The organism is Paenibacillus sp. MZ04-78.2, from assembly GCF_024213375.1.
In the GTDB taxonomy this organism is placed as follows: domain Bacteria; phylum Bacillota; class Bacilli; order Paenibacillales; family NBRC-103111; genus Paenibacillus_G.
Genome location: NZ_JANAVJ010000074.1, coordinates 1 through 10176, shown reverse-complemented (window position 1 = coordinate 10176; position 10176 = coordinate 1). Strand labels below are relative to the sequence as shown.

At 38.5% G+C, this 10176-nt stretch carries 15 protein-coding genes; 11 read left to right on the top strand and 4 right to left on the bottom strand.

Annotated features, from left to right (window positions below; translation table 11 throughout):
- Window positions 1-159: 159 nt before the first annotated feature.
- Both NLX71_RS25375 and NLX71_RS25370 read right to left on the bottom strand, forming a co-directional pair.
- Window positions 160-660 carry a hypothetical protein gene (locus tag NLX71_RS25375; protein WP_254366563.1) on the bottom strand — a complete coding sequence of 167 codons (501 nt, stop codon included), beginning with the start codon at window positions 658-660 and terminating at the stop codon, window positions 160-162.
- Between the two features lie 288 nt (window positions 661-948).
- Window positions 949-1326, bottom strand: a complete 378-nt coding sequence (locus NLX71_RS25370; protein WP_375377968.1) for a hypothetical protein — start codon at window positions 1324-1326, stop codon at window positions 949-951.
- 70 nt (window positions 1327-1396) lie between these two features.
- Here NLX71_RS25370 and NLX71_RS25365 point away from each other — a divergent pair, with 70 nt between their 5' ends.
- Together NLX71_RS25365 and NLX71_RS25360 are read left to right on the top strand one after the other, a co-directional pair.
- Window positions 1397-1930: a matrixin family metalloprotease gene (locus tag NLX71_RS25365; RefSeq protein ID WP_254366562.1), complete on the top strand. Its 534-nt coding sequence runs from the start codon at window positions 1397-1399 to the stop codon at window positions 1928-1930.
- A gap of 24 nt (window positions 1931-1954) precedes the next feature.
- On the top strand, window positions 1955-2476 hold the full coding sequence (locus NLX71_RS25360; RefSeq protein WP_254366561.1) for a hypothetical protein: 522 nt from the start codon (window positions 1955-1957) through the stop codon (window positions 2474-2476).
- A 1098-nt stretch (window positions 2477-3574) separates the two neighbouring features.
- Here NLX71_RS25360 and NLX71_RS25355 read toward each other — a convergent pair.
- Window positions 3575-3730 (bottom strand): hypothetical protein, encoded by a 156-nt coding sequence (locus tag NLX71_RS25355; RefSeq protein WP_254366560.1) that lies wholly within the window; start codon window positions 3728-3730, stop codon window positions 3575-3577.
- Between the two features lie 405 nt (window positions 3731-4135).
- Between NLX71_RS25355 and NLX71_RS25350 the strand changes: the two genes are divergently transcribed.
- Window positions 4136-4591: a hypothetical protein gene (locus tag NLX71_RS25350; protein ID WP_254366559.1), complete on the top strand. Its 456-nt coding sequence runs from the start codon at window positions 4136-4138 to the stop codon at window positions 4589-4591.
- A 29-nt stretch (window positions 4592-4620) separates the two neighbouring features.
- Window positions 4621-5028, top strand: a complete 408-nt coding sequence (locus NLX71_RS25345; RefSeq protein ID WP_254366558.1) for a hypothetical protein — start codon at window positions 4621-4623, stop codon at window positions 5026-5028.
- A gap of 35 nt (window positions 5029-5063) precedes the next feature.
- On the opposite strand, the gene NLX71_RS25340 is transcribed toward NLX71_RS25345, so the two are convergent.
- Window positions 5064-5315 (bottom strand): hypothetical protein, encoded by a 252-nt coding sequence (locus tag NLX71_RS25340; RefSeq protein WP_254366557.1) that lies wholly within the window; start codon window positions 5313-5315, stop codon window positions 5064-5066.
- 124 nt (window positions 5316-5439) lie between these two features.
- Between NLX71_RS25340 and NLX71_RS25335 the strand changes: the two genes are divergently transcribed.
- The 7 genes from NLX71_RS25335 to NLX71_RS25310 all read left to right on the top strand — a co-directional run.
- Window positions 5440-5685 carry a hypothetical protein gene (locus tag NLX71_RS25335; RefSeq protein ID WP_254366556.1) on the top strand — a complete coding sequence of 82 codons (246 nt, stop codon included), beginning with the start codon at window positions 5440-5442 and terminating at the stop codon, window positions 5683-5685.
- 445 nt (window positions 5686-6130) lie between these two features.
- Entirely contained in the window at window positions 6131-6247 is a 117-nt protein-coding gene (locus NLX71_RS26735) for an aspartyl-phosphate phosphatase Spo0E family protein (RefSeq protein ID WP_309248989.1), read from the top strand.
- The gene (locus NLX71_RS25330; protein ID WP_254366555.1) at window positions 6244-6489 is read left to right on the top strand and encodes a hypothetical protein; all 246 of its coding nucleotides are present in this window, start codon (window positions 6244-6246) and stop codon (window positions 6487-6489) included. The genes NLX71_RS26735 and NLX71_RS25330 overlap by 4 nt, the downstream gene beginning before the upstream one ends.
- A 71-nt stretch (window positions 6490-6560) precedes the next feature.
- Complete coding sequence (locus tag NLX71_RS25325) at window positions 6561-7268, top strand: hypothetical protein (protein ID WP_254366554.1); 708 nt, start codon at window positions 6561-6563, stop codon at window positions 7266-7268.
- A gap of 804 nt (window positions 7269-8072) precedes the next feature.
- The gene (locus NLX71_RS25320) at window positions 8073-8558 is read left to right on the top strand and encodes a hypothetical protein (protein ID WP_254366553.1); all 486 of its coding nucleotides are present in this window, start codon (window positions 8073-8075) and stop codon (window positions 8556-8558) included.
- A gap of 798 nt (window positions 8559-9356) precedes the next feature.
- Window positions 9357-9803 carry a hypothetical protein gene (locus tag NLX71_RS25315; protein ID WP_254366552.1) on the top strand — a complete coding sequence of 149 codons (447 nt, stop codon included), beginning with the start codon at window positions 9357-9359 and terminating at the stop codon, window positions 9801-9803.
- 7 nt (window positions 9804-9810) lie between these two features.
- The coding region (locus NLX71_RS25310; protein ID WP_309248988.1) for a DUF6426 family protein at window positions 9811-10176 on the top strand (366 nt) is incomplete at its 3' end.

Sequence of the window (10176 nt, the reverse complement as noted above, 5' to 3'; positions counted from 1 at the left end):
TGGAACAAGTTTACAAAAAAATCTCCGCCGCGTACAGCAGAGATTTTGGGCGTTTATAAGATACCTGAATAGTTACGTTTACTCTTAACTTATCTTGAATCAATAAAAAGAAGCCTATTCAGATTATCAGGCTTCTTTTTTTACAGTCAACCAAGCATTTCATGTTAATTCTAGTGGAATTTCTTCTTTCTTACTAACTCCTTCGTTGTTGACCCATTCAATTTCTAAATAATATCTTACAGATCCTTGATTCTTATCCATTTCTTCAACAGGTCCCTCAATAGATCCAACCTTAAGGTTTTCAAGTATATCAATATTTCCATTGTTTGATTTTTTTAGCCCCTCTAAAACAAGCTTCTCCTTCTTCTCTCCATGCTTTTCATAAAATGAATATTTAAAATAATTTGAGTCTTTAATTTCATTTAAACTACCCAAATACGTTAACTTTCCGTTTCCACGCCAGATAGATGTATTGGTCTTAACTATAGTATAGTTGTCCAATTTCCAATGTTCTCCCTGTCCACTAAATAAAGAAACTTTAACAGTTGGTTGTGCTTGAGCATAGCCATTCTGAACATCCTTATTAAAATACATAAAAAGGGTGACAACATTAGTTATAACCAAAGCAATAAGCACACTTTGACCGAGATACTTTTTCACTCGATATTCTCTCCTTTATCCGATATACAGGAAGGCACTAGCACTTAACGTACTTATTGTTATTTATTTTCGTTATTGAAAAATATAACTTTTTTGATATCTCTTTGTCAAATATTCTTTATGTAGTCCCAATTCGCTGCATCTTCCAATATAAGTATAGAAAAAAATTGTAAAGATATTAATTCCCACCCCATATTTTATGAGTCACGACGAATTGTTCATACCTGAAGGTTTGTGAATGATACACATTACCTGATGTACTTCCGTAGAACTGTAGTGCAACCTATTTTACTTACTTTCTGTCTTTTTTAAAATTGTATATTTCCCAACCTCTGACTCTACCGCTATAGCAGCGTTTTGATCAACATTTGATATGCTGTATAATTTCGCTCCTTTTGGAAAGGCATTCGAAAACACTGTACTCTTTGAGAAATCAGCTTCTTGATCGCTATACGTTTCAACTTCCCCTATCTCTTTGTCAATCTCTACAACCTTTTCATCCTTCGATACTGCGTAGATGTTTCCGTTCCAATAAACAAAACGATACTTCCAATCAGTTACTGACATAGCCGTCTTTTTTTCTGGAGCTATTGGAGTACCACAAGCAACAAGTGTAGTTAGTGCAAAAGCTAACACAAGTGATAAGAGTTTTTGCATATCTCTCACCTTTCCTTCCTTACATTATTTTACTTAATCTTATCACAACTCGAAAATATTTTACAGGTGGTGGAAAAAAGTGAAAAAATACGCTTTGATTGTTGCTGCAATGTCTTTGGTTCTCTTGTTCACGCAACAAGATGATGCACACGCTTTTAATCGTCTTGGGGGTCAACAAAAATCGCCAAGGGTAGTATACAAACTCGGAGAGGTGAAAAGTGAATACATGTCTTCCCTTTCGAGTGCAATGGGGAACTGGTCATGGGGTACTAACAATAACATTAAATTCAGTCAGACCACAAATGATGCTATTTACTCGGCCTTTTTCCAAGGAAACTATTTTGGAGACACTGGATGGAATGGCCTGTGTAATAATATTCCTCATAACGGCGCAATTTACACAAACTCCGTTGTAAGTATGAATTATACTTATGGCGATAAGTACGATGAGAGTAAGAAAATGGCTATTTGGACGCATGAAATGGGTCATGCCCTTGGTCTTGCTCATGTTACGGACCCATGGCAAATTATGTGTACGGATGCGGACGGACGAATGGCTTCTGTTCCGGGGTATGATGATCTTAATGGGGTTCGCAGTATTTACGGATTCTAAAACGAAAGGAGAATAAATGAACAAATGAAAAAAACATTGGTTGCCTTTTTGGTGGGTGGAGCTTTGGTGACTTCTGGAATCGTCGCAGGCACTATCAACAGTAGCGATCAAGTCCAAACAATCGACATCAGCGGAAGTAAAGTAAAGGCATATAGCACATTGAGTAATCTTGAGGCCGATGCGGATATCATCGCAGAAGTGAACGCTAAAGAAGTGAAATCGTTTGAGTTTCAAAAAGTCCCGTTCACCGTGACAACGGCTGAGGTAAAAAAAGTATATCGTGGAACGGGCGGTAAGGAGGTTAATATTCTTGAAACAGGTGGGATTTTTGACAGCGCAAACTACACTTTCGAGGGAAACGAAGTTTTCAAGAAAAACGATAGTGCCATTGTATTCTTGAAAAAGTATTCGGGGCCAGTAGCAGAAAACGCATATACCATTTTAGGGGTCACTGATGGGAAGTTTTTGGTCAACGGTAACAAGATTACTCCGCCAAAAGGGTCCAAAATTCAAGTTAACTCCGTACAGGGATTGAACCTAGAATAATGGTTTTTTTTAAACGGCTCTTGTTCGCACCCTTGCGGCAAGGGCCGATCTTTGTCGGCGCTGCAAATAGCATCAAAGCTTTGCTATTCCCTGTAAGCTACAAAATCAATGATCAAAAAAGCGAAACACAGTTTGTCGTTGTTAACCTAAGTAAATACACTGGTACGGGTACGAGGGTTCCCAAAAATGTACTGAAAGCTTGCGGCTTGCCAACGGATATTTAAAGTTTCAAAGCAAAAGCTCTGGGGATGATTACCAGAGCTTTTGACTTTATTCTCTCATTGAGATAGTTATAATTTTATACATATGGTATTATATTGCAATAACTCACTTTGTTTATAAAGGAGATGTTTTAAAGTGAAATTAAGGTTCCCTCTTTTTATGGTAAGTATAGCTTTAATATTATTTTTATCAGATTTTTTTTCATCTACAGCCCTGTTTGGAAATGGATAATCCTTCCTTTGGCTTGCGGATTGATTAACTACCTGTTTGAAAAACTTCGGATTACCGAGAAAACAATCCCTGCCTACTTAGGTATCATCATTATAATTTGCCCTTTTGTTGCTCTGTCTTTTACTCGTTAATTTTGTTGTCATCATGACAACTTTACGAAGTCCGTTCGCCAGTAAATGAAAGGAATTAAATAAACATTCAATGTTTTGCGACAACGTATTCACAAGGACATTTCTAATTTCATGTCTCGATAGTAAAATTCAAAATGCTTATCCACGGATCGGAATAACGATTTATAAAGATGGCACATGGACGCGTGATTAATAATCAACAGATTGCGAGGACTTTTGCGGAATGATGTATATTACGATTGTACTCTTAATAGTATTTTTGCTCGCGAAGTTAAAAGTAATTAGTTTAGGACCGAAAGTAGAAATACTATTTTTAGTTCTTATAGTAATAACGGTCCTAATTAACATCTTGCTTCTTTTTGCCTGGCCCGTCAGCACTGGGACTGGTGTAAAGGAAGGGGTATTACAATAGTGATCTAAGCAAGGTGTTTATCAGCTTATTTTTTTGAAAGACAAGCTTGCAGTATAACATAAATAAAAACAAGAGACTCTATAATGGAGTCTCTTACTTTTTTTAATCATATTTCTGCCCCTCTAAAACATTATTACAATCTGGGCATTCAACTTTACATTTACGTTCGTACTCCAACTTTTCTAATGATGATAAGTTCAAAGGATACGGTTCAACTTCTTTAACAAGCAGTGCTCCACCACAAGAACATTTGAACATTTAAAGTCCCTCCTCTGGTTTGAATAAGCACATAAATATATCGTCAATCATTCTTAGTTTGTGTTTAAAGAATTTAGCGAATACGCCCTTCAAGAGCTGAAAAAGTGTCATTAGCTTAGCGATGATTCTATGATAATTGGTAAGGTGCACATTCCTTCCTTTGATGTGCGCCTTACTTGTTTTTAAAAGAAAGATTCCTATAACAGAAGAGCGGACAGTCCAGAATCGTTATAATGACGCGGTTTTCGGGTCTCGAAGAAATGAGAAAAGAAATATAAACGTGGAAGAGCACAGCGGCCAAACTTAAAAAATATGAATAGGAGTAATGTTCTATTCATATTTATGTATTTTGTGTTAATATAAATAGTGTATAACAAAATATTGAAAAGGAGATGTTATTATCCAATGTTAAGAATGAAGACCAAATTCATGATTACAGCATTGTCAACCACTCTTCTAGTATCCGCGTTCTCCCCTCTCTCTGCATTGGCCTCACCGAATACGTATGAAAGGCCAAATCAGATCGTATCATCGGCGGCTGCTTCTCCTACCCAAGTCGAACCCTATTGGAAAGTGAAGGTTGCTAAAGAAGCGCTTGAAAAACTGCTTAAGGCATTGGACAAAGCTGATAACATCGAACTAATTAAAAAGGGCATGAGAGCCATTGGGCTGGGTAAGCATACTAAGAAAATTGATGATGCCGTTGATAAAATGAAACAGGAGGTTAAATGGTTACTTGAATGGCAAGAAGTCACGATGCAGAATCTCAAAGACAAGCTGGCTGGAGCATTATATGATGCTGGACTGCCACTATCCGCAGCTCGCCTTGTCGCCAATGTCGTAATTGAAGTACTGTTCTAAGAAACGGCGAATGGAGAATCGTGCGAGGGATGAATGAGGAAAATTTAGAAAATAAGGTAGTGCGACTGGAACAAAAGGTGGCCCAACTTGAATTCTATATAAACTTACTTCGGGAGTTTACTGTAGCCCCAGAAGCATTTGTACTGTGGGACTTCATCATGTCCGAGCAGCTTAATGAACAGCAGACGGACGAGATGATGAAGGTTTTCAGCAAACATGTACGTGTACTCCGGGATCTCGATGAAAAACAAGAAGAGATGACGCCATATTGGAATGATTTGTCGAATGATCTTATGACCTTATTCGAACAGTTCAAATGGCGAACTGACCGGGAGTCAATTCTAAGAGTCGTTTTAAGAGCATCTAAATTACCACATATGGTTGCACTCAACCGACTCGTGCAATATGCTCAGAAATCGCAGAACTCAAAAGAATAAATGGAAAGAGGAGCTTCGAAATTGAAGCTCCTCTTTCAGGATTTACAGCTTTCCCCCTCGTCCTCCTGCCTGGACGATTTCAGCAGTACCAACGGAGCAATGTCGGTGCCGCAATCCCAATTCGTGCACCAAAGAGAATGTCTTACCTTTGAATGGTTGTACAATGTCGTCTTTCGTTTCTTCTTTGGCTGCTTGGGGTCGGTCAGATAGACGAAGAAATCCTCCCGCAGGAATTCCAGAATGTCGCTCGCTTCAAATCGCCGGAAGGTAGAGGTTGCGGTTGACACCAGTACCCACCCCGGCTAACGCCTGAGGTGCCGGGTGCTATCGAAGGATGGATTGCTATTTACTTGAGCGATCATAGTTATCACCATGTCGGCATTCGTACTGGCATCTCATGGAACTCCTATCTTGGTTATTATGATAATGTATTTATTTGGATTAATGCTTTGTTTTGTTGGATTACTCTTCATAGCTTTAGCAGGTTTGGAAAAAATCCTTATCTTTGTCGCTGTAAGCGATCGCACAACTCAACTTGATTCCGTTATAGGACTAACACCTCCATATTTATGGGACATTACAAACTTCACTTTTTTTGCTGGAATTATATTTGTTGCAGTTGGAATATGTTTAGCGTCAATAAAGAAAAAAGAGTAGATGTCCATATCATGTGTTTTCCTGAGCTTTGCTAGAACCTGCTGGCTGGCCGCAAGCTCGAAAACCTACGTGCCTATGCTTCTACCTTGATTTTTAGCCTTGAGCGGCGATTTTGATTTCGTGGAACAATGCAAAAAAACGGCTCTTGTTCGCATTATTGCGGCAAGGGCCTTTCTTTGTCGGCGCTGCAAATAGCATCAAAGCTTTGCTATTCCCTGTAAGCTACAAAATCAATGATCAAAAAAGCGAAACACAGTTTGTCGTTGTTAACCTAAGTAAATGTTTATCCCGCTTCTACAAAAAAAGAGGCTTGTATGCCTCTTATTTTCATGAGTGATATAAAATCCTGTTAATATCTGTGGCCTCCGCCGTACTCGTTTTTCCTTCAACTGGTAACGCATTTGCCGAGTCGCATCAAGAACCAAACACAATTTCAAAACAATAAGTGGAAAAAAGCTCGTTTTCCGACAAGGAGGTGGTGAAGCTTAGCCAGCATTTAGATCGGTATATTCTGGCAGCTCAAAAATCTTCTTCTAAGCTGAAGCTGAAGGTGTGTGGATGATACAGTATGAAAAGTTATTGGACGGAGAAAGTCAGGAGCGTATTTTCTTCCTTGCCCGGATCGGCGTGATCTTTGAGCGACTATACGGCATTAAGGATTTACACGACGCGATATACAGAGCATCGACAGGTGCCGGGTTTGCCGCCCGAAGGTTGGCCGAGTTTGGCTACAGCGACGAGCAAATTGAGAAGCTCTTACGCGAGCGATTGTTTTTTTACAGGGCAAACAAAATGGGACATTAGAACTATTGTTACAAAATCCCAAATATAGTATCATATGTTTGTCTTTGTATTTTTCCATTTGGAGGGATTTTTTGAAAAAGAAAATCGTATCTGCTATTGTATCTGCTGCCCTTGTTTGTTCCTTCTCTGGTTCTGCTCTTGCTGCAACTCCGAACAATGCACCTGTATCGACTTCTGTACCTCTCGGCGGAAAAATCACTCCAACGGAGGGCAATTACTATGTTACTCTTGATCAAAAAACGAAAGAATTTCTCAATACGTTCACGAAAAGCGGGGTAGCAAAAGAATTCTCCGAACAAGATGGTAGAATAATTATGCTACACGACGACATAAATTACTTGAAATCAACATATGGTTTAACTGATGAGTATGTTTCTTTACTAAATAGGCTAGTCGATCAAGCAAATCAAAAAATGTCAAAAGCTACTATGAATGGCACATTCCTCGAAATGGCCTCTAGGAATAGTGTATCGTCTGTTACACCAAACCTTCATGTATCCGACTGGAAAATCTATTTTAATCAAGACGACATCCAACAGTATCTGTTCGTAGCGGCAGGTATCGGTGTTCCAGCGTTTATTATCGCATTGGAAGGCATTTCGCTAATACTAGGTCCTGCTGGCCCCATTATCACTACAATTCTAACTATAGCTGGATATAGTGGTATGGCCAACCTTTGTTACCTAGTATTGCAATCAAAAACCAATAATCAAAAGGGAGTTTATTTCGGAATCACTTGGAATGGAGTCTTTCCAAATCTAACACAAGGAACATGGTAATATGACGCGAAGTTTTAGTGAACTGAATAATACTGAACAGAAATTACAAAAATTCTCAATAATTTCGTTCGGATTACTATATGGCCCACTATTCGGATATTCTCTTAACAAAGACGCATATTATTTATGGCTTATACTGGAGTTCATTGGTAGTATATCTTTAGCACTTAAACTAAAGATGATCAGACCAGAAATGAGAATCAAAATTGGTCTTTATGAGATAATTCTCACCGTAGTGTTGATCGTATGGATTTTCTCAGAAGCAATCAATGTTCCTATGATCATAAAACAACTTGTATTTTTCGTTATTATCGCCGTAGCAGGTTATCGATACTTTAAGTTGCTGTATGATGGTAAACTTGCATTAGAATCAAAGTAAAATCCGTGTCGGAGCAATTAAAAAATCTGATTTACAGCTTTGAGCGACGATTTTGATTTCGTGGAACAATGCAAAAAAACGGCTCTTGTTCGCATCCTTGCGGCAAGGGCCGATCTTTGTCGGCGCTGCAAATAGCATCAAAGCTTTGCTATGTCGATCCAGAATATACCGAATATACCGAAGAACTTGATTTGAGCAATTTCTCACTTGAACATATATTTATATCATATTCCGCGCCTTTTTGGAAACTTGAGGTATCTTATTTTAAGCAAATTTAAATCTAATAATGGGATTAAACAAATAGTAAATGTGCCGTTTTACTAATTGAGCAAGGGTGCGGAATATGATATTCATGTTGATAAAAGCTCGGATTAAGGCTACGCGCCGCTAATCTGAGTTTTATCAATTGAGGAGGAAATATTCCTATGAAAAAAACGTATATTTCTATCGCATTGTTGCTACTTATTTCCATTTTGATGGGTGGATGTGTTTCAAACAAGGATGTTACTAGTCCAGTTAAGGATGAAACTAAACCTATTGCTTCTTCTATAGAAAGTGACTCGCCGTTGAAAGAAGACATTTTGAAAACTGAAGATGTAAATTTAGTTATATCCTTACTTGATAACTATTCACCATCCGTATTGGACGATAGCGTCCTAGAAGCAGGTGATACATATAAGTGGCTTTGGTTTAATACGCTACAAATATGGACTGACGATTTTATTCGATTAACTCATGCAAAAGGCAAGCTGGAAGGAAAAGCGAAGGATGCTATCATTGCCCGACTGAATACATATTTTGTACCTGAAGAATTTTCAATACTTATTTTAGGAAAGACTCTCAAGGAAATTACGAATCAATTGCAACAGAAGGGTTTGGAAAAGGAACCAGTAGTATTCATGCTGATCTAAAGGTGCTTATTGAAAAGAAAGGAACAAAAGTCATTGTAAGAGTTACTGGGACTGAGTATGACTACTTCGATCCTCAAAATAAGCAAAAGAATAAAGTAGACGTTGAATTTGACCTAATTAAAAAAGAAAAGCACTATTATATTACTAAAATAGAGCACCATTAATTGTTGTATAAGCCTTGTCTGTCATTCAAAGGTGAAAACTCAAAAATCGCCCTCTGGTCATACATTAGAGGGCTTTTTCGCGTAAGCTCTAAGAAACTGATAGCGATGATTGAAAATCCGGACCACGAAGGCAAGGTTTATAAGTAGGAGCTGGCTGCCATCATCCTATGGTGGCGGGCGGAAGAAAACTACGCGAAGTCGTTCAACCCACCATTTCGCAGGTGAAACTGCGCGAAAATCAAATTTATTGAAGGGAAATCATCAACTTCCAGAGAATGTAAGAGTATAGTTTTTTCTGTGGAGGCGATCACGTGAATACTCCTCTTAAAACGTATTCGTATACTCCCCCGGCTTCGACAGTCCGTAGAAACACAAACCGCCTTGGGCCCAGTCATGGCAAGGGTTTAGACGGTTTGTGGATAACTACGTGTGTATCTAAGTTTTTGGGGCGTTAACGGAGTGAAATCCCCCATATTCTCTGGGGTTCTGTCAATTTTAATGCCGAAACGAATTAAGAAAGTATTTTATTGACACCCTCGGCATGTCAAATGGAACTGCGGAAGTAATTTTGGCAGCTATCATGGGAGTGTTGTGGGTGTTGACCTAATAAGCAGAAAGTGAAGGGGAATCATGCATGCAGGATTTAGAATTAGAAGGCAAAATACGTTTGTTGGAACAAGAGGTTTATAGTTTGAAAGACGAGTTGAAAAAAGTCACTGAACAGATGTATTTGCTTGCCCTTGTCAAAGTTCCAGAGCCGAGGTTCCCTTATTGGAATTGGTTAATACTGAATCGATATTCAGAAGAAGATCGTCAAAAGCTAGAACTAATTTTGAGACTCTTTTCTGCAAAAGTTGAAAAAGAAAGTATTATGGAAGCCTACATTAACAAAGCCCAGCAAATGAATATTACAATTAACTTAGAAGGCGAGGTGGACTGCAAAACAATACAAGCAACATTCCAACAAAATTTTGGCATCGGTAAAGAAAATCTAGAGACACTATTTACTGCTCTCTATAATCAAAGTGTGTTTAAAGAATTTAGCGAATACGCCCTTCAAGAGCTGAAAAAGTGTCATTAGCTTACCGATGATTCAGGTTGAGGGACCAAGAAGAGTTTGCGGCATACATGTTTTAAGACGCGACAATCTCGTTTATCCCGGTGGTAAGATGTCATTCACTAAGTCTGTGGCAACATCTATTACTGGAACTGTCACAGTAGACGCGCAAATTGTAAGTGCTGCTGTCGGTTTCAATGTAACGCAAACATATACTGTGACAGATGAGCAAACCGTTACAATCTCCCCCAACTATTCTCGTGCTGAAGTTTCTGCTTATGCTAACTATGATATTTGGCAATATGACATCTATAAAAAAAGGATATTTTGGGATAGTAAGGAAGGTTATGGTAGCGTATCTAAGCCTGTAGGCGTTTGCTTTAATATTGTTTACTCT